Genomic DNA, 18,732 nt, shown 5'->3' on the forward strand with positions numbered 1-18,732 from the left:
GTGTTCAGGTCTTTCGTTTCGCGCGAGGGTGCGCCGCGTCGTAGACCTTCGAGAGGTGCCCGAAGTCGAGCTTGGTGTAGACCTGCGTGGTCGTGATGTTGGCGTGGCCCAGCAGCTCCTGCACCGCACGCAGGTCGCCGCTTGACTGCAGCACGTGGGTCGCGAAAGAGTGCCGCAGCATGTGCGGGTGCACGTGGGTCGGCAGGCCGGCCTTCAGCGCGCGCGCTTTCAGGCGCGAACGCACCTGGCTCGCGGTGAGGCGCGTGCCGCGCTTGCTGACAAACAGGGCCGGCTCGCCCGCGCTTGCGATCTGCGCGCGCACCTCCACCCAATCGCGCAGGGCTTTCAGCGCCGGCGCACCCACCGGCACGCTGCGCCGCTTGCTGCCTTTGCCGAGCACGTGCGCGGTGGCGTCGCTGGCGTCAACCCAGCCCGCAGTTTCACTCCCGGCCTGCAGGTCGAGCCCGGTGAGCTCACCGACACGCAAGCCGCAGCCGTACAACAACTCGACGATGCACTGGTCACGCGCCGCCAGCACCGGGTTGTGGGCGTCGTCGTCGGCCGGCGCTTCGGCGAGCGCCATCGCGTGGTCGACCGACAAAGCCTTCGGCAGCGGCTTCGCGCCCTTCGGCGCGCGCACCCCGTCGACCGGGTTCAGCGCCACCAGGGCATCGCGCCCGAGCCAGCGGTACAAGCCGCGCCACGCCGACAGCGCGATCGCGATGCTGCGAGGCGCAAGGCCGCGTGCGTGCAACTGGGCCGCCCAGCGCCGCACGTGGTGCGTCTGAACGTCGCGCAAGGCCACCGGTACACCCGTGGCGAAAGCCTGCAGCCGCGTGAACGCTTCACCGTACATCGCCAGCGTGCGTTCGGCCAGGCGGCGCTCGACGCGCAGGTGCTGCAAATGGCGCCGGATGTCGTCGTCGAGCTCCGGCGCTTCTGGCATGGCGACGCTCAGGCGCGCGGCGGCAGCAGGCGCGAGAGCGCGGCGCTCGCGAGCTCGCCGATGCGCACGAGGAAATCGGTGCCCATGTCGGCGGTGTAGCGCGTGGCGTCGGGCGAGGCCAGCACGAGCATGCCGAAAGCGGCAGTGGCGCCCGCTTCGCGCAGCGGGATCAGCGCCATCGACATCGCGCTGCGCGGCTCTTCGAGCCACTGCGCGGCTTCGAAGCCGGAATTGACGCCGCAGTAGGGCACGGTCAGGCTGCCGGCGAAACTCTTCACGTCGTCGCCCACGGCCTGGGCAAAAGGCAGCGTGGCAAACGCCTCGGTGGCGCCCCACACACGGATGCCGCCCTGCGGGATCAGGAAGTGGTGCAACAGCTCGTGCACCAGCACCTCGGGCAGGTCTCCGGCTTGCGGCGTGAGCATCAGCGTGCGCGTCCAGCGGTGCAGCTTGTCGGCGATGACGACGTTGTCTTGCCCGTTGCGGATCATCTCGATGATCTTGTGCTCCAGGCCCTTGATCTTCTCGCGCAGCATTTCCATCTGCCGCTCTTGCAGCGACACCGCGCGCTGGCCGTGCGGGCTGGTCAGCTGGATCGAGCCCAGCAACTCGGCGTGGCGCTCGAAGAAGCCGGGCGTCTGCGCCAGGTAGTTGGCGATGTCGGCTTCGGTGATGCCCTGGATGCCGGTGGCGTTCATGGATGCTTGCTCACAGTTCTATTCACAGTTCGATTTCTCCTTCGAAGACGGACGTGGCCGGGCCGGTCATCAGCACGTGGCCGTCGCCCCCCGGCCACTCGATCGTCAGCTGCCCACCACGGGCCTCGACGTCGACCCGCGCGTCGAGCAGCCCGAGCCGGATGCCGGCCACCACGGCGGCGCAGGCGCCCGTGCCGCAGGCGAGCGTTTCACCGGCGCCGCGCTCGTGCACCCGCAGGCGGATGTGGCCGCGGTCCACGATCTGCATGAAACCGGCGTTCACGTGGCGCGGAAAGCGTGCATGCGTTTCGACCAGCGGGCCGTGGCTCGCGACCGGCGCGGTGTCGACGTCGGCCACGAGCTGCACCGCGTGCGGGTTGCCCATCGAGAGCACAGCCACTTCGACCGTGGCGTCACCGAGCTCGAGCGGCCAGAGCGAGAAGCCGCCCAGCGTGCGCGGGCTCAGCCCTTGCGGGTCGAAGGGCACACGCGCCAGATCGAAGACCGGCGCATTCATGTCGACGGTGACACGCCCATCGTCCTGCAGGTGCAGTTCGAGCACGTTGTTCATCGTGGCGACACGCAGCGTGCTCTTTGTCGACAGGCGCTTGTCGCGCACATAACGCACGAAGCAGCGCGCACCGTTGCCGCAGTGTTCGACTTCGTCGCCGCTGCCGCCGTTGAAGATGCGGTAGCCGAAGTCGATGCCGGGCGTGCTGCTGGGCTCGATCATCAGGATCTGGTCGGCGCCCACGCCGAAACGCCGGTCGCCGAGCGCGCGCATCTGCGCGTCGCTCAGTGCGATGGGCGCGCGCGTGGCGTCGAGCACGACGAAGTCGTTGCCGGCGCCCTGCATCTTGGTGAAGTGCAGCTTCATGCGCGAATTATCGCAGTGCAGCACCGCGCCGCGCGGTGGCGAACAACTCAATACAAGGACGGCTCGCCCGCGGGCCGGGTCTTGAATCGTTTGTGCACCCACAGGTACTGCGCGGGGCTCGAACGGATCTCGGCTTCGATCCAGCGGTTCATCGCCGCCGTGTCGGCCAGCGCATCGGCACTCGGAAAGTCTTCCCAGGGCGGCAGAAAGCGCACGCGGTAACCCTGCCCGCCCGGCAGCGCTTCGGCCACGATCGGCTGCACCACCATGTTCAGCGCACGCGCCAGCCGCGAAGGGGCCAGCAGAGTGGCGGCCGGCACGTTGAAGAAGGGCACGTAGGCGGCGTCGCGCTCGCCGAAGTCCATGTCGGGGAGGTTGAAGAACGCATCGCCACGGCGAATGGCGCGCAGCAGCGGCTTGGCCGAATCGGCGCGCGGAAAGATCTCGGCATTGCCCAGGCGCAAACGGCCGCGCCGGATCGCGGCATCGACCTGCGCGTTGCTCTGCTCCTGGTACATCGAGACAACCTTGTGCTTCTGGTGCAGCAACACCGCGACGCCGGCCACGTCGAGCGCCATGAAGTGGGGCACCAGCCACATCACCGGGCGCTCGCTGCGTTCGGCCAGGCCGGTGTCGCCTTCGACCCGAATCAGCCGCTTGAGCCGTTCGGCCGGCGCGTACCAGAGCAGGCCACGCTCGAGCAGGCTGCGGCCGAGCCACTGAAAGTGCTCGCGCACGAGCTGTGCGCGTTCGGCCGCCGACTTCTCCGGGAAACAGAGCTCGACGTTGCGCAGCGCGATGCGCCGGCGCGAGCCGGCTACGGCGTGCAGCAGGCGGCCGAGTGCGCGGCCGAAGAAGGCCTGCACCGACAGCGGCAGCCAGTGGAACAACCAGAGTGTGGCCAGCAGGATTCTTGCGCCCAAGCGTCTTCTCGGTGGTGGCACCGCGCTCGTTCGACCGACCTCAGTCGACCGAAGCGTTGGCGCGTGGCTGTTTGTAGCGGTGGTAACCCCACAGGTACTGCTGCGGGCGCTGCCGGATCAAACCTTCCATCGCGCGGTTGATGACGGCGGCCGATTCTGCCTGAGTGTTTTCGCCGATCGGCAAGGCTTCGGCGAGTGCCGACACCCGCACCGTGTAGCCTGCCCCGTGGCGCAGCCGCTCGCCCCAGATCAGGAGCGGCACGGCGCCGGTCTGCTGCACCAGCCGCGCGGCGAGTGTCATCGTGTAGGCCGGTTTGCCGAAGAACGGCACCCACACGCCCATGCCTTCGGGTGGCACCTGGTCGGGCAGCAGGCCGACCGCCTCGCCACGCCGCAGCGCACGGATCATCTGGCGCACGCCGGCCAGCGTGGCCGGTGCGGTGGCCACGCCGGGGCGCGCGCGCGAGCCGTCCATGATGGCGCGCAGCCAGGGCTTGCGTGCAGGGCGGTACAGCACGGTGATGGGCCCGTGCTCGGCCGCGAAGCTTTGTGCACAGGCCTGCGCCGTGACCTCGAAGCTGCCCATGTGCGGCGTGAGCAGCACGATGCCCTTGCGCTGATTGAGCGCCTCGACCAGCAGCGCTTCGCCTTCCCAGTTGAGCGCGGGGCGGATCGGCGCATCGGCCGGGCGCAGCCAGAGAAACGGTGTTTCCATCACGAGCCGCCCGGCCTCGGCAATGGCAGGGCGCGCGTCTCTGGGCGACACGCCGGCCTGCGCCACGTTGGCCTGAAACCGTCGTCGGTAGGTCGGCGAGGCCCAATAAGTGACCCAGCCAAGCACCCCCCCGAACGCGTGCAAAAACCACAGGGGGCAGCGGGCAAGCCAGCGAAACAGCCTCAACATTTTTCTATAATCGACGTGTCGCCGAGTTAACTGAACTACTTGCGGGCGATGCGCAAACGCTGTGAGCAGCGGCTGCGCCGGGCGGCACCGGAGGGTGCGGCTCAACAAATTCCGCTAAAGCGTTCGCCGCTCCTCCAGAGTTTCAGGCCGGCAACGCAGAAACTACAAACGCGTGCAACCGCGCAACCTACTGGAGTTTAAGAGTGTCGAACGATTTCCTTTTCACATCCGAATCCGTCTCCGAAGGCCACCCCGACAAGGTCGCCGACCAGATCTCTGACGCCATTCTCGACGCGATCTTCAAACAAGACCCGCGCTCGCGCGTGGCCGCCGAAACGCTGACCAACACCGGCCTCGTGGTGCTGGCCGGCGAGATCACCACCAACGCGCACGTCGACTACATCCAGGTCGCGCGCGACACGATCAAGCGCATCGGCTACGACAACACCGAGTACGGCATCGACTACAAGGGCTGCGCCGTGATGGTCTGCTACGACAAGCAGAGCAACGACATCGCCCAAGGTGTCGACCACGCGAGTGACGACCACCTGAACATCGGCGCCGGCGACCAGGGCCTGATGTTCGGCTACGCCTGCGACGAAACGCCCGAGCTGATGCCCGCGCCGATCTACTACGCGCACCGCCTCGTCGAGCGCCAGGCGCAGCTGCGCAAGGACGGCCGCCTGCCCTTCCTGCGCCCCGACGCGAAGAGCCAGGTGACGATGCGTTATGTCGACGGCAAGCCGCACAGCATCGACACCGTGGTGCTTTCTACCCAGCACAGCCCCGACCAGAGCGAAACCGCCACCAAGATGAAGGCTTCGTTCAACGAAGCCATCATCGAAGAGCTGATCAAGCCGGTGCTGCCGAAAGAGTGGCTCAAGAACACCCGCTACCTGGTCAACCCGACCGGCCGTTTCGTCATCGGCGGCCCGCAGGGCGACTGCGGCCTCACCGGCCGCAAGATCATCGTCGACACCTACGGCGGCGCCTGCCCGCACGGCGGTGGCGCGTTCTCGGGCAAGGACCCGAGCAAGGTCGACCGCTCGGCCGCGTACGCCGCGCGTTATGTGGCGAAGAACATCGTCGCCGCCGGCCTGGCGCGCCAGTGCCAGATCCAGGTCGCCTACGCCATCGGCGTGGCCAAGCCGATGAACATCACGGTCTACACCGAAGGCACCGGCGTGATGAGCGACGACAAGCTCTCGGCACTGGTGGCCGAACACTTCGACCTGCGCCCCAAGGGCATCATCCAGATGCTCGACCTGCTGCGCCCGATCTACGAAAAGACCGCGGCCTACGGGCACTTCGGGCGCGAGGAGCCGGAGTTCAGCTGGGAAAAGACCGACAAGGCGGCCACGCTGCGGGCAGCGGCCGGGCTGTAGAGCCTGCTCGACCAGCAAAAAAAGGGCGGCCCGCGGGCCGCCCTTTTTGTTTCAACGGCAGCACCGCCGCCCGATGCTCATTCCACCCACCACCACGAACGTGCCGCGCCCGTGAAGCGCGAGAACAGCCCTGTTGACGAGAAGCGTGAATCGAGCTGCGTGCCGGCGCCGAACACCACGTAGGCGCCGCTGCGCGAGATTGCGGCCGGGCCGACCGAGCTCGAGGTCTGCGTCGTCAGCGCGCGTGTCTCGCCAGTCACCCGGTTGTGCATCATCGTGTTGCTGATGCCCGTCGTGCCCGGGTTGAAGCCGAGCGTGGTGGCCACGCTGGAAAACGCGACCCAGGTGCCGTCGTAAGACAGACCGACCCGTTCGCCCTGGCTCACCGGGCTGGCAGCGTTGCCCTGCACGCCGGCGGTGCTGACGCTCGCCCGCGTGACCGCGCCGGTCTGCGTGTCGACCACGAACACGTCCTGCTCGCCGTTGGTGTCGTTCGGCACCATGTTGCTGGCCGTGGTCGCGAAGGCCACCCAGCGGCCGTCGCCGGAGATCGCGGGCGCCACGACCCGGCTGGTGCTCTCTGTGCCCTGGTTGCGTTCACCGCCGGTGCTGGTCTTGCTGACACGGCTCAACGTGCCAGCCGTCATGTCGTGGACGAAGATGTCCCACAGGCCGTTGGTGTCGCCGGTGACGAGCTTGGACGAGAACGACCAGAACGCGAGCCGCTTGCCGTCTTCCGACAGAGCCGGCTTCGAACCGCCGAAGCCGTCGGACGCATCGCTGATGAGCACGTTGGTGCCGGCCACGAGGTCGCGCCGCACGACGTTGATGCCGGACACCGGGAACGCGCCAGTGGCGAGGTTGGTGGCGCCAGTCGAGAACGCGACGACCCTGCCGTCGCCCGAGACCGTGGGCTCGAAGCTCTCGGCGTTGGCTTGCACGCCGCCTGCGCCGACGCTGACACGCGTGATACCGGTCGGGTTTTCAGCACTCCACACGAAGACGTCGCGCACGCCGTTGGTGTCGTTGGCCACGAGGTTGCTCGCATAAGACTCGAACGCGACGGTCAGCCCGTCGGCCGAGAGGGCCGGCGCCCAGCTGTCGTTGTTGCCCTCGACGCCGGTGGCGGTGGCGCTCACGAGAAGGGTCTCGCCGGTGAGTGCGTCGTGCCAGAAGACCTGCCGGTGCGCACTGGTCGAGCCTGTGCCCATGGCGGCCGCCGACGAGACAAAAGCGGTGAAGCGGCCTTCACCGTAGCCGGTGCTGGTGGCGCCGATCGCCACGTTGCTGCCACCGATCACCGGGTCGCGGCTGTCGAAGTAGGTGCCCTTGACGGCGTTGCTGGTGCTGCGGCTCACGAGATCGAAGTTGTATTCGCAGCCGACCAGCAGCGCGTTCGCCGCCACCGGCATGATGCCGCTCGCGCCCTTGTAGACCGAGCAGGTCTGCCCGGCCGGCGGTGTCTTGACCGAGACCTGGTAGGCCGCGCCGTCGAGCAGCTTGGCGCTGAAGCTGAAGTTGGCGATGTCGTAGGCGTCGGGGTTGGCTGGGCTGGGCGCGATGGTCACCGAGAGATCGTCGCCGCCGTTGTTCTGCAACGTGACCTGGCTCGCGACCGGGCCGCGCAGCACTCCCATGACCGACGTGCCCGGTGCCGGTGCCGGTGCCGGTGCCGGTGCCGGTGCCGGTGCCGGTGCGGGTGCGGGTGCGGGTGCGGGTGCGGGTGCGGGTGCGGGTGCGGGTGCGGGTGCCGGTGCGGGTGCCGGTGCGGGTGCGGGCGCTGGCGCTGGCGGCGTCCCCGCGACGGGCGCGTCCGAACCGCCGCCGCCGCAGGCGGCCAGCGCGGCTGCAGCGACGACGCTGGCCATCAGGCCGGCGATCCGCTGGCGCGATGCCAGCCGGTGGTCCGGGCTCGTTTGCGCCGGCGCGGCGCTCGGTGTCGGAGTGGTGTGCATGACGGTCCCCTGTTGGAACGCCGCGGCACCGTGCCGTGGTCGTTGGGGAGCAGTGTTCTGCGCGAGCCGTTATGAATCCGTTAGGCGCGCAGCGAGCGACAGCAGTTCAACGTTCGTGGCGTTGCGCTGCAGAAAACTGTGGCGAAAGTTCTCGGGCACATGCCGGTCGTGCACCGTCATCACCCAGTCGCGGCCGGTCTGCGCCGCGTGCCGCGCATCGTCGATGCGCCCGAGCGCCTGGAACACCCGCGCCGCCACCAGCCACAGCTCGGGCAGGTAAAACGTGTCGGGCTGGTGCTCTCGCGCCAGCGCGAGCGCCGCTTCCACGTGCGGCTGGGCCCGCGCCGGTGCGCCCAGCGCCAGGCCGCACGCGGCGGCGCGCACGTGGCCCGACAGCGCCACGCCGAAGCGTTCGCGCGCCGCGGCCCACACCGCCAGGCTGGCGCCCAGCGCCTCGCCTTCGTCGGGCGGCACGAGCCAGGTCATGAACAGGCTGGCGATGCGGTAGTAGATGTCGTTCGGGTCGGGGATGATCGCGAGCGCTTCGCGCATCAGCGGCAGGCCGTCGCCGCCGAGATGGCGCCGGGTGTCGGCGCGATGCACGAGACGCATCATCGCCAGCCCCGACTGCAGGCCGGGGTGTTCGGTCTTGAGCAGCGCCTGCGCCCGTTCGGACTGCCCGAGCTGGTGATAGATCACCACCATGCGGTGTTCGATGTGGGCGATCTCCGAGGGCGATTCGTGCGCGGCTTCGAACACCTTGCGCGCTTCTTCGAGCCAGCTCATCGCCTCGCCATAACGGCCGATGTCGCGCAGGCGGTGCGCCAGCGTCGACTGTGTTTTCATCAAGCGCACATTGGGCACCTCGCCCGCGCTGCGGGCTGTGCGCAAGGTCTGTTCACCGATCTGCGCCGAGAGCACGACCTGCCCCATTTTCGACAGCGTTGCCGCCTTGCCGCCCATGGCCTGCCACACCAGGTCGGCCCGCTCTCCGATGTGCGGCAGCGCGAGCGCGCGGTCCCAGGCGGCCACGGCATCACGCAGCCGGTCGGCGTAGTCGAGCGCAAAGCCCTGCGCCATCTCGAGTTCGAAGCGGTGACCCACGTCGTCGCTGGTGGCGAAGGCCGCAGCGAACGGCGCGAGCAAGGCCACGGCCTCGGCGGCACGGCGCCGGCCGCAGAGCGCGTACGAGAGGCTCATCGCGAACGAGAGTTCCAGCTCGGTCTGGCCGAGCGCGCGGGCCGCGCGGATTGCCTCGGGTGCGAGCGCGATCACCGGTTCTTCTTCGTAGTTGCGTTCGCTCAGCAGCAGCCGCACCTGCAGGGCCTTCAGGCGATGCAACTCGGTCCGCGCGGCGGCGTCGAGGTCGGCCAGTGCCGCGCTCGCCAGCTTGCCGAGCTCGAAGTTCGACAGGATGTCGGCACGTTCCAGCAACGCTTCAAAGCGCCCTTCTTCGGCGCCCGTCATCGCGTGGCAGCGGGCCGCCTCGCCGAGCAGCGCAGCGGCGTCGAGCACACGTGCACCGTGCTGCGCGCGTTGGGCTGCCCGCACGAACGCGGTCGCCGCCGGCGCCCACTGCTGAGCTTCTGACCAATGCCAGGCCAGGCGCGCCGGCTCGCTCACGCGGCGTTCGAGAAACGCGGCGATCTGGCCGTGCAGGTGCTGCGCGATCGGGCGCGGCACCGAGGCCAGCACGGCCTCGAAGATCAGGTCGTGCGCGAAAGCGCCGTCGCGCAGCACCTGGGCCTGTTCGAGTTCGGTCCAGGCATCGGCGAGGTCGAGCACGGGCACGCCGAGCACGTCGGTCGCGAGCTCGATCGAGAAGTCCTGCCCGGCCACGGCACCACAGCGCGCCAGCCGCACGGCAGCGGCCGACAGGCGCGAGAGCCGCCGCTCGATCAGACGCGCCACGCTGCCGGGGCGTGGCAAGGTGAGCGTGCCGAGCCGGCCGTCGGCCCAGGCCTGGCGCAAAGTCTCGAGCGCGAACAAGGGGTTGCCGCCGGTGTGGCGGTGCAGTTGTGCCGCCAACGCAGGGGCATCGACGCCGTCGAGCCCGAGCGAGGTGACCAGTTCGAGCAGCTGCGGCACACCGAGCGGTGCGAGCCGCAGCGGCTGCAGGCGCTGCTCTTCGAGCAAGGTGTCCTGCACCTGCTCGACCTGCTCCGAACCTTCGGAGGGTCGTTGTGCGAACGCCCAGGCCAGGCCGGGCAGCGCATCGACGTGCAACATCACGACCAGCATCTCCAGCGTGGCATCGTCGGCGAAGTGCAGGTCGTCGAGCGCGAGTGCGTCCACGCCTTCGGCCTGCGCCGCACGCAGCAGCGCCACCACGCCGCGCTGCAGCGCCACCCGCTGCACCGCAGGCGAGGCGACTGCCGCCACGCCGGCGCCCCCGGGCGCCACCTCGGGCAGCAGCCTGGCCACGTCGGCCAATGGCGAAGCGACCAGTGCCCGCGGCGCGCGCTCGACCACCGCCCGCAGCAGGCGCGCCAGCGAGGCGTAGGGCACGACCGCATCGCCCGGGCGCGCCGAGACGCCGACGCTGCCGGGCCGCACCGCCATCAGTTCCTGCAGCAGGCGCGACTTGCCCATGCCGGCTTCGCCCACCACCCACACCACCTGCTGCGCGGCCCAGCCGGCCAGCGCCGCGCGCAGGTCGTCGGCGCGGCCGATCATGCGCGGCGGGCGCAGCACCGCGGCCGGCAGGCGCTGCTCGGGCGCGCTGTCGGCACGCTCGCTCGCCTGCAGGGTGTCGAGCAGCGCCAGCGTCAGCGGCGACGGCCGGGTGCCGACCTCGTCTTTGAGCACCTGCTCGCAGCGGTCGAACGCCAGCAGGCCGGCCGCGCGGTCGCCGGCCAGGTAGTGCAGGCGCATCACGCGCCGGTGCGCATCTTCCGAGAGTGGCTCGAGCGCGAGCAGCTCGCGCGCGTGGGTGAGCGCGTCGGCGTAGTCGCGGGCCTGCTCGGCCATGTCGCACAACTCGACCAGCGAACCGCGCATGCGGCTCTGGCGGCGCTCGCGATGCTGCGCCAGCCACGCGGCGAACTCGCCACCCACGTCGTGCGACACGCCGGCCAGCACGTCGTCGGCGTCGAGCAGGTCGTGGCGCACACCGTCGGCCAGCGCGAGCGTGGCGGTGCCGGCGACGAGCGCGTCGCCGAACTGCCGGCGCAGCTGGAACAGGCGCTGGCGCAGGGCGTTGCGTGCCGCTTCGGGTTCGCTCTCGGGCCACAGCAGCTGGGCCAGGCGGGTGCGCGGCGTCGGCCCTTCGAGCGCGAGCCACGCGAGCAAGGCCGCGTCGCGCGGCGCGAGGGCCAGCATGGCAGGGCCGGCGCCCCGCACGCCGGGCACGCCGGAGAGGTGCAGCTCGAGGGCTTGGCGGGTGTCGGTCATCACGGGGAATCGGTGCGCGCGCAAAGCATAACGGCCCGCGTCGGCAAGGTTTTAGTCAGCGCCGCGTTATGGGCGCGTTATGACGCGGGGTACAGCACTCTTCGCCGACAATGGCGCTGAACTCCAGACCGGGCCCGCTTCACGTGTTCAGAACCCTTCGTGGCCAGTACTTCATCGGCAGCTTCATCGTCTTCGTGGCGATGCTGGGCCTGCTGCTCTGGAACGCCCACCAGCTCATGGGCCAGGCCACCGAAGAGCGCTTCGAGGCCGAACAGCGCGCTTTCGGGCCGCTGCTGGTGGCCGCCATCGGCCCGCTGCTGGCCGCGCGCGACTACGCCACCATCAACGACGTGGTGCAGGAAAACACCCGCGGTCAGCACCTCACGTTCGTCGAAGTCTTCGACTCGCGCGGCATGCGCGTGGCCGGCGCCGGCGACAAAAACCGCCCCGGCGCGCGGCTGAGCACGGTGCCCGTCACGCTGGCGGGGCAACGCCTGGGCGAACTGCGCTTCGGTATTCCGACCGAGGCCATCTCCGAAGCACGCGAGCGGCTGCTGCGTGGCAGCGTGTTCATCGGCGGCGTGGTGCTGATGGGCGGCATGCTGCTGCTGGCGCTGGGCACGACCTGGCTCAGCGCCGGTTTCAAACGCCTGTCGCAGGCGAGCCGGCGTGTCGCCGACGGTGACTTCTCGACCCGCCTGCCCGAGAGCGGGCGGGTGCGCGAGCTCGACGAAGTCTCGCTCGCCTTCAACCGCATGGCCGAGGCGGTGCAGGCCCGGCTCACCGAAGTGCGCGACAACGCGCAGTTTCTGCGTGGCGTGCTCGACACCTTGTCCGAGGGCCTGGTGATCGTGAACCGCGAGCGCCTGGTGCTCGACTCGAACGAAGCGCTGCTGCGCATCTGGGGCACCACGCGCGAGGCCTTCACCCACGCCGATTCCGGGCAGCACGGCGCCAGCATGCTGTGGCCCGACGGCCGCCGCATGACCGTCGACGAGCTGCCCTCGTCGCGAACCCTGGCCACCGGCCAGCCGCAGCGCGATGTGCTCGCCCAGGTGTTGCGTGCCGACGGCTCCACCGTGTGGGTCAGCGTCAACGCGACGCCGCTGCTGCGCAGTGGCTCCACCGAGCCGCATGCGGTGCTGGCCACGCTGACCGACATCAGCCGCCACGTGCATGCCGAGCTCGAACTGCGCGGCCTCAACGAAGCGCTGGAGCAGCGGGTGCAGCGGCGCACCGCCGAACTGCAGCTGGCCAAGGAAGCGGCCGAGAGCGCCAGCCAGGCCAAGAGCGAATTTCTGTCGCGCATGAGCCACGAGCTGCGCACGCCGCTCAACGCGATCCTCGGCTTCGCCCAACTGCTGGCACTGCCGCGCGACAGCCAGCCCCTGGCAGCAGCCGACCTGAACAAGGTGAACCAGATCGAATCGGCCGGCTGGCACCTGCTCGAGCTGATCAACGACGTGCTTGACCTGTCGCGCATCGAAGCCGGCGCGCTCAGCACCTCGGCCGAACCGGTGGAACTGGCCTCGCTGATCGACGAGACGCTGCCGCTGGTGCAGGCCGTGGCCGTGGCCCGGGGCGTGACGCTGGCACGGCCCGAAGGCGTGGGCGGCGGAGCCTGGGTGATGGCCGACCGCCGGCGCCTGAAACAGGTGCTGGCCAACCTGCTGAGCAACGGCGTCAAGTACAACCGGCCGGGTGGTGGTGTGGCTGTCGTCGTCGGCCCGCCAGCGAACGGCCGGCGCACGATCTCGGTGAGCGACACCGGCCGCGGCTTCACCACTGCGGAACTGCAGCAGCTCTACCAGCCGTTCACCCGCTTCGAGCGCACCGGCGACGCCATCGAAGGCACCGGCATCGGCCTCGTGATCACGAAGCGGCTGGTCGAGCTGATGGGGGGCCGGATCGACGTCGAATCGGTCTCCGGCGCGGGCTCGGTGTTCCGCATCGAGCTGCCGATCGCCGAGGCGCCGGCGCCGGCGCCGCGTCACGCCGCGCCCGCCGCGCCCATGGCCGCAGCTGCGGCAGTCGCCGTGCCGCGGCGCCTGCTGTATGTCGAAGACAACCCGTCGAACGTCGACCTGCTGCGCCAGGTGCTCACACTGCGCCCGCACTACAGCCTGGCGGTCGCCGCAGACGGGCTGGCCGGGCTGGCGATGGCGCAGGCTGAAGCCTTCGACCTCGCGATCATCGACATCGACCTGCCCGGCATCGACGGCGTCGAGCTGTGCCGGCGCCTGAAGTCGTCTGCGGGCACGCGTGCGCTGCCGCTCATGGCGCTCAGCGCCAACGCAATGCAGGCCGACATCCGGCGCGCCCGGTCGGCCGGCTTCGACCTCTACCTCACCAAACCGATCGACGTGCCGCTTGTGCTGGCGCAGATCGACCGCATGCTCGAGGCGGCCCCAGCCGCCCCGCATTGACAACGCTTGAACCTCTGCCGATGAGCCCACCCACCTTCACCCGCCGGCGCAGCCTGGCCACGATCGCCGCGCTCGGTGGCGCCGCACTTTCGCCACTGCGCGCGGCCGGCGCGCCGTTGCGGGTCGGCCTCGTGCCGTTCATGTCGCCCACGGTCTTGCTGAACGCGTTTCGCGCCGTGCGCGAACACCTCGAACGCAGCCTCGACCGGCCGATCGAGATGCTGACGAGCAAGGACTTCCGCTCGCTCGTCGAAGCGAGCGGCCGCAACGAATACGACATGGTGCTGCTGCCGGCGCACGTGGCGCGGCTGGCGATGGTCGACTGGCGCTACGAGCCGGTGGCGGGCACGGTCGACGCACTGCACGTGCAGGTGCTCGTGAAAGGCAGCGGCCCGGTCAAGACCGCGGCCGACCTGAAAGGCCAGAGCGCCGGCATGCTGGACGCGCTCTCGCTCACCGCCACCGTGGGCATCAAGTGGCTGCAAGACCAGGGCCTGGCCGGCAGCGTGAAAGTCCAGGCGCTGCCCTCGATCAACAGCGCGATGTTCGCGCTCGATCGCAACGAAGTGGCGATGGTCGTTGCCGGCACCACGCAACTGCTGCTGTTGCCGGCGAGCACACCGCGCAACGAACGTGTGCTGGCGACGATCCGCGACATTCCCGGCCCGATCTACGTGGCCCGGCCCGGCCTGCCGCCCGACGAACTGGCGCGGCTGCGCGCCGCGATGGCCGCGTTCAAGCCCGACGCCGCGTCGCCGACGACCGCGTCGAACTCGATGCTGCGGCCGGTCGGTGCCGCCGAACTGGCCGCGCTCGACCCCTTCGTGGCGATCGCGCGCCAGGCGCTGGCCGCGCCTGCGGGCGTTGCGCGCTGAGCGACCGGCATGCCGACCACGCTCGACCAACTGCGCCGCTTCGCGGTGGCGCGAAGCCTGTTCGCACCCACGACCCTGAAGCGCGCGGTGCACAAGCTCGGCTTCGTGCAGGCCGACCCGATCCGCGCCCCGGCGCGGGCCCAAGACCTCACGCTGCGCCACCGTGTGAAAGGCTATTGCGCGGGCGACCTGGAGCGGCGCTACGCGGGGCTGGGCATCGAGGAAGACTTCTTCGTCAACTACGGCTTTTTGCCGACGCCGCTGCAGGTGCTGATGCACCCGCGTTCCGGCACGCCGCCGTGGACCGCCGCGAAAAAACGCCAGGCGCAGGAACTGCTCGCCTTCGTGCGCGAACGCGGCGCGGTGCACCCGCGCGAGGTCGACCTGCACTTCGCCCACGGCAGCGCCGTCAACGCCTGGGGCGGTTCGTCGAACGCGACGACGCACCTGCTCGACGGCATGCACTACCGCGGCCTGCTGCGGGTGGCGCGGCGCGATGGCGGCGTCCGCCTGTACGCAGCGCACGACCACGACGCGAGCCGGCTCGACGCCGAAGCACGGCGCGTGCGGCTCGACGCGCTGGTCGACATCGTGGTGCAGAAGTACGCGCCCTTGCCGGCCGCGAGCCTCACCGGGCTGATCGCACGCCTGCGTTTCGCCGCGCCGCAGTGGCACGGCGAACTGAGGGCGGCGGCCTTGCGAGCCAAACAGCGCCTGGCGCATGAACGTGTCGACGGCACCGATTGGTACTGGCCCGCCGGCGAGCGCCTGCCGCGCGGCACGCCCGACGACACGGTGCGCCTGCTCGCGCCTTTCGACCCGGTGGTGTGGGACCGGCGCCGCTTCGAGCAGTTCTGGGGTTGGGCCTACCGCTTCGAGGCCTACACACCGGCACCGAAGCGCAAGCTCGGTTACTACGCGCTGCCGATGTTGTGGCGCGACCAGGTCATCGGCTGGGGCAACCTGGCTGTGAAGGACGGCGCGCTCGCCAGCAGCTTCGGCTACACCGCCGGCCGTGCACCGCGCGACGCCGCATTTCGCGCCGGCTTGCGCGACGAACTCGACCGCATGCGCGTGTTCCTGGGCGCCGAACGCTGAAAGGTGGGCCGCCGAGGGAGCGCTCAGCCGGCTTGGGGCGGCGCGGCGAGCGGCTTCTGCCCCCAGGCGATCAGCGCGCCGAGCGCCAGCACCGCGGCCGAACACGCCAGCCCGCCGCGCAGCCCGCCGGCACCGTCGGCGACCCAGCCGACCAGCGTCGGCCCCACGATCTGCCCGGCCGCGAACACGATGGTGAAGGCGCTGATCCCTGCCGGCCATGCCGCACTCGGCAAGTTGTGGCGCACGAGTGCGGTCGTCGAGGCCACGACCGACAGGAACACACCGCCGAACAGCAGCCCCGACGCGAACACCGCGACCGGGTGGGCACTGAGCACGGGCAGCAGCGTGGCGACAGCCAGCAGCGCGTTGAGCAGACGCATCGCGCCGCCGCCGCGCTGGCGTTGCAGCAACCCGGCCCACAGCCACGACGAGGCGATCACCGCCAGCCCGAGCAGGCCGTAGAACACGGTGATGAGCGCGCCGCTCAATTGCTGCTCGCGCAGCAGCGTGACCACGAAGGTCATGTAGCCGATGTAGCCCAGCCCGAACATGAAGTACGACACGAGCCCGCAGGCGAGAGGCGACCAGCGGAACGGCACCGGCGCCACACGCGCCGCACCAGCCTGGTCGAGCGTGCGGGTGGCGAGTGCGGTGATCGACGTGGCGACGAGCGCGGCCGCGCCGAGCGCCACCCAGGCCCATTGCCAGGCGTGGGTGCCGGGCAAGCCGCTGATCGGGGGCACCAGCAGGGCCGAGATCACGATGCCCACGCCGGTGCCGCCGTAGTACACGCCGAGCACCAGGCCGGCCGACGGCCCGGGCTGCACCGCCCCGCCCTGCCCGCCGAGCCGCGCCGCGAGCAGGCCGCCGCAGACGAACATGGCGGCGCTGGCGACGCCGGTGAGTGCGCGCAGCAGGTACAGCGCGGCGTCGCCCAGCACCAGGCCGTGTGCGCACAGCAGCAGGCTGGCCACCACGCCGCCCCCGAGCAATGCGCGGCGGGCGCCAAAGCGCCGCAACACCATCGGCATCGACAGCGCGCCGGCCAGGTAGCCGGCGGCGTTGACAGTGTTCATGGCCCCGGCGGTGAGGTAGGTCCAGCCCAGGTCGGCACGCATCGGCGGCAGGAGCAGCGCGTAGGAAAAGCGCGCCAGGCCGAGCGACACGGCAGCGGCCAGTGCGAGGGCGGCGGCCACGACGATGGTCGGCAGTTCGCGGGCAGGGTTCGAGGGCATCGTGGCGGGTGAAAGTGGCCACGCCCGTTGTGGTGCAGCGGGACGCAGTCTTGCACAGGTGGGCATGCGGCAGCGGCGCGCGCCTTTGTCCTACCCGAGCCCGCGCCGCCAGCCGATGGCCTGGTGAGGCCGCGGGGCGTGAAATGGCGGGCGTTTGTCATTCACCCACCCCGAGCCACAGCATGCCCGCCACCGCCACCCTTCTCGCCCCGGCCACCAAGCTGCCGCCACCGGCCACCACGCCCGCCGGCCGCCGCTTCGATGTCGACTCGGTGTTGACCTACCAGGTCAACGGCCCGACCGACTTCCTGTTCCAGATCCACGCCTTGCAGGGCATGGACCAGCAGGTGCTGAGCGAGTCGCTCGTGATCACGCCGCCGCTGCCGGTGCATGTGTACGCCGACCCGACGGTGAACCACCGCTTCGCGCGTGTGCATGCCGATGCCGGGCTCTACGAATTCCGCTACACGGCGCAGGTGATGCGTGAGCCCGACCCGGTCGATGTGTCGGCGCCCGAAGTCGCGATCGCCGACCTGCCCGACGAGGTGCTGCACAACCTGATGCCGACGCGCTACTGCGAGTCCGACCACCTGAGTCAGGCCGCACAACGGATCTTCGGCAACCTGCCGCGAGGCCACGCGCGGGTGCAAGGCATCTGCGACTGGATCCACGCCAACGTGGAATACAGGATCGGCAGTTCGACCGCCACCACGACCGCGCGTGACGTGTTCGTGCAGCGCGCCGGCGTGTGCCGAGACTTCGCGCACCTGGGCATCACCTTCTGCCGCGCATTGAACATTCCGGCGCGCCTGGTGGTGGGCTACGCACGCTTCGACGAGCCGCCGCCCGACTTTCACGCCGTGTTCGAAGCCTGGCTGGGTGGCCGCTGGGTGATGTTCGACGCCACGCGCATGTCGCCGCTCGACGAACTGATCCGCATCGCCACCGGGCGTGATGCGAAGGATGTGGCCTTCGCGACGATCTTCGGGCCGGCGACGATGACGTCGATGAGCCCGCTGGTGCAGCCGGTCGTCAGCTGAGGCCGCGCGCCTCGAGCAGGCGCTGCGCGACTTCGGCAAAGCCGGCGCCACGCGCGCGCTCGGTCAGGTAAGCCGGCCACACGGTGAGCTGGTCTGCAAAGTCCATCAGGTTGGCCACGCCGACGCTGAGCGCGAAGTGGCCGAACATCAGCTGGTCGTTGGTCGAGTCGCCAACGTAGAGCCAGCGCGCGCGTTCGGCTTCGAGATCGTTCCCCAGCAAGCGCTGCACGATCCAGCGCGCGCCGCTGAGCTTGGTGTGCTCGCCGAACCAGCCGTTGATGTGGATCGAGCTCACGGTCGCGTTCATGCCTTCGGCGCGCATCACGGCCACCACCCGCTCGACCTGCGCCGGTGACAGGTGCGCGAACTCGCTGTGGTCGACCGCAATGTCGGTGACCCGGCCCGCGCTGTCTTGGGCCAGGCGGCTGCCGGGCACCTCGCTCAATACCCGGGCCGCGACGTCGCGCAAGCGCCGGGCATTCACGGCCCGCGTTGTCTCTTCTTGCGCGAACTCGATGCACAAACGGCCGTTCGCATCGCGAAACAGCGCCACCGCGCCGTTCTCGGCCACGATCGCGTCGATCGGCCAGTCTCGGGCGAAGGGCTCGCTCCAGCCCATCGGCCGGCCGGTGATCGCGATGACGTGCCGGCCGGCGTCGCGCAGGCGCTGCAACGCGCCCAGCGCGTCGGGCGTGATCGCGCCTCTGGTCGTCAAGGTGTCGTCGATGTCGGTCAACACACCGTGAACCTCGCGCAAGTCGCCTTCTGGCGCATCGGCCCACAGCCGTGATGAAAGAACACGCATCCGACGAGTTTTGCACAGCCGGGTTTTGCACGGTCGGCGCCGGCCGTCTACAATTCGCCCACTTTCCGAGGAGCGTTGCAAGGTCCACCCGTGTGCTGCGGTGGCCCCAGGCTCGGAAATGCAATTGCAACCGCGCTCACCCGCACGATGGTTCCTCGTGGGTGGGCTGCCA

General features: G+C 70.0%; 14 protein-coding genes and 1 riboswitch. Of the genes, 5 read left to right on the plus strand and 9 right to left on the minus strand.

Annotated features, from left to right (window positions below):
- Window positions 1-4 precede the first annotated feature (4 nt).
- From AC30PD_RS04570 to AC30PD_RS04590, 5 genes are read right to left on the minus strand one after another with little or no spacing between them, the layout of a single operon-like run.
- Window positions 5-946 (minus strand): tyrosine recombinase XerC, encoded by a 942-nt coding sequence (locus AC30PD_RS04570; RefSeq protein WP_489534456.1) that lies wholly within the window; start codon window positions 944-946, stop codon window positions 5-7.
- 8 nt (window positions 947-954) lie between these two features.
- A complete protein-coding gene (locus AC30PD_RS04575; RefSeq protein WP_489534457.1) occupies window positions 955-1,644 on the minus strand; it encodes a DUF484 family protein in 690 nt (229 codons plus the stop codon).
- Window positions 1,645-1,666: 22 nt separating this feature from the next.
- Window positions 1,667-2,521, minus strand: coding sequence for a diaminopimelate epimerase (gene dapF, locus AC30PD_RS04580; RefSeq protein ID WP_489534458.1), 855 nt, complete (start codon window positions 2,519-2,521; stop codon window positions 1,667-1,669).
- Window positions 2,522-2,568: 47 nt separating this feature from the next.
- The gene (locus AC30PD_RS04585) at window positions 2,569-3,444 is read right to left on the minus strand and encodes an LpxL/LpxP family acyltransferase (RefSeq protein ID WP_489534459.1); all 876 of its coding nucleotides are present in this window, start codon (window positions 3,442-3,444) and stop codon (window positions 2,569-2,571) included.
- Window positions 3,445-3,484: 40 nt separating this feature from the next.
- Window positions 3,485-4,348, minus strand: a complete 864-nt coding sequence (locus tag AC30PD_RS04590) for a lysophospholipid acyltransferase family protein (protein ID WP_489534460.1) — start codon at window positions 4,346-4,348, stop codon at window positions 3,485-3,487.
- Window positions 4,349-4,551: 203 nt separating this feature from the next.
- Between AC30PD_RS04590 and metK the strand changes: the two genes are divergently transcribed.
- Window positions 4,552-5,733 carry a methionine adenosyltransferase gene (gene metK / locus AC30PD_RS04595; protein ID WP_489534461.1) on the plus strand — a complete coding sequence of 394 codons (1,182 nt, stop codon included), beginning with the start codon at window positions 4,552-4,554 and terminating at the stop codon, window positions 5,731-5,733.
- Window positions 5,734-5,810: 77 nt separating this feature from the next.
- Here the strand turns inward: metK and AC30PD_RS04600 are convergent, their stop codons facing one another.
- Together AC30PD_RS04600 and AC30PD_RS04605 are read right to left on the minus strand one after the other, a co-directional pair.
- Window positions 5,811-7,688, minus strand: a complete 1,878-nt coding sequence (locus AC30PD_RS04600) for a TolB family protein (protein ID WP_489534462.1) — start codon at window positions 7,686-7,688, stop codon at window positions 5,811-5,813.
- Between the two features lie 69 nt (window positions 7,689-7,757).
- A complete protein-coding gene (locus tag AC30PD_RS04605; RefSeq protein WP_489534463.1) occupies window positions 7,758-11,081 on the minus strand; it encodes an ATP-binding protein in 3,324 nt (1,107 codons plus the stop codon).
- Between the two features lie 143 nt (window positions 11,082-11,224).
- On the opposite strand from AC30PD_RS04605, the gene AC30PD_RS04610 reads away from it, so the two are divergent.
- From AC30PD_RS04610 to AC30PD_RS04620, 3 genes are read left to right on the plus strand one after another with little or no spacing between them, the layout of a single operon-like run.
- On the plus strand, window positions 11,225-13,507 hold the full coding sequence (locus AC30PD_RS04610) for an ATP-binding protein (RefSeq protein ID WP_489534464.1): 2,283 nt from the start codon (window positions 11,225-11,227) through the stop codon (window positions 13,505-13,507).
- A gap of 20 nt (window positions 13,508-13,527) precedes the next feature.
- Window positions 13,528-14,382: a phosphate/phosphite/phosphonate ABC transporter substrate-binding protein gene (locus AC30PD_RS04615; RefSeq protein WP_489534465.1), complete on the plus strand. Its 855-nt coding sequence runs from the start codon at window positions 13,528-13,530 to the stop codon at window positions 14,380-14,382.
- A gap of 9 nt (window positions 14,383-14,391) precedes the next feature.
- Window positions 14,392-15,480, plus strand: coding sequence for a DNA glycosylase AlkZ-like family protein (locus AC30PD_RS04620; protein ID WP_489534466.1), 1,089 nt, complete (start codon window positions 14,392-14,394; stop codon window positions 15,478-15,480).
- Window positions 15,481-15,503: 23 nt separating this feature from the next.
- Here the strand turns inward: AC30PD_RS04620 and AC30PD_RS04625 are convergent, their stop codons facing one another.
- Window positions 15,504-16,715: a YbfB/YjiJ family MFS transporter gene (locus AC30PD_RS04625; RefSeq protein WP_489534467.1), complete on the minus strand. Its 1,212-nt coding sequence runs from the start codon at window positions 16,713-16,715 to the stop codon at window positions 15,504-15,506.
- A 182-nt stretch (window positions 16,716-16,897) separates the two neighbouring features.
- Between AC30PD_RS04625 and AC30PD_RS04630 the strand changes: the two genes are divergently transcribed.
- Entirely contained in the window at window positions 16,898-17,755 is an 858-nt protein-coding gene (locus tag AC30PD_RS04630) for a transglutaminase-like domain-containing protein (RefSeq protein WP_489534468.1), read from the plus strand.
- Here the strand turns inward: AC30PD_RS04630 and AC30PD_RS04635 are convergent.
- Window positions 17,748-18,560, minus strand: a complete 813-nt coding sequence (locus tag AC30PD_RS04635) for an HAD-IIB family hydrolase (protein WP_489534469.1) — start codon at window positions 18,558-18,560, stop codon at window positions 17,748-17,750. The genes AC30PD_RS04630 and AC30PD_RS04635 overlap by 8 nt on opposite strands.
- Window positions 18,561-18,621: 61 nt before the next feature.
- Window positions 18,622-18,705, plus strand: a riboswitch (S-adenosyl-L-homocysteine riboswitch).
- Window positions 18,706-18,732: the final 27 nt, after the last annotated feature.

It is taken from the genome of Rhizobacter sp. (genome assembly GCF_032229685.1).
Classification (GTDB): domain Bacteria; phylum Pseudomonadota; class Gammaproteobacteria; order Burkholderiales; family Burkholderiaceae_C; genus LMDS01.

Coding starts and splice junctions, on each gene's coding strand:
- AC30PD_RS04570 (WP_489534456.1), bottom strand. CDS start 946: ATGCCAGAAGCGCCGGAGCTCGACGACGACATCCGGCGCCATTTGCAG.
- AC30PD_RS04575 (WP_489534457.1), bottom strand. CDS start 1,644: ATGAACGCCACCGGCATCCAGGGCATCACCGAAGCCGACATCGCCAAC.
- dapF (WP_489534458.1), bottom strand. CDS start 2,521: ATGAAGCTGCACTTCACCAAGATGCAGGGCGCCGGCAACGACTTCGTC.
- AC30PD_RS04590 (WP_489534460.1), bottom strand. CDS start 4,348: ATGTTGAGGCTGTTTCGCTGGCTTGCCCGCTGCCCCCTGTGGTTTTTG.
- AC30PD_RS04600 (WP_489534462.1), bottom strand. CDS start 7,688: ATGCACACCACTCCGACACCGAGCGCCGCGCCGGCGCAAACGAGCCCG.
- AC30PD_RS04605 (WP_489534463.1), bottom strand. CDS start 11,081: ATGACCGACACCCGCCAAGCCCTCGAGCTGCACCTCTCCGGCGTGCCC.
- AC30PD_RS04615 (WP_489534465.1), top strand. CDS start 13,528: ATGAGCCCACCCACCTTCACCCGCCGGCGCAGCCTGGCCACGATCGCC.
- AC30PD_RS04620 (WP_489534466.1), top strand. CDS start 14,392: ATGCCGACCACGCTCGACCAACTGCGCCGCTTCGCGGTGGCGCGAAGC.
- AC30PD_RS04625 (WP_489534467.1), bottom strand. CDS start 16,715: ATGCCCTCGAACCCTGCCCGCGAACTGCCGACCATCGTCGTGGCCGCC.
- AC30PD_RS04630 (WP_489534468.1), top strand. CDS start 16,898: ATGCCCGCCACCGCCACCCTTCTCGCCCCGGCCACCAAGCTGCCGCCA.
- AC30PD_RS04635 (WP_489534469.1), bottom strand. CDS start 18,560: ATGCGTGTTCTTTCATCACGGCTGTGGGCCGATGCGCCAGAAGGCGAC.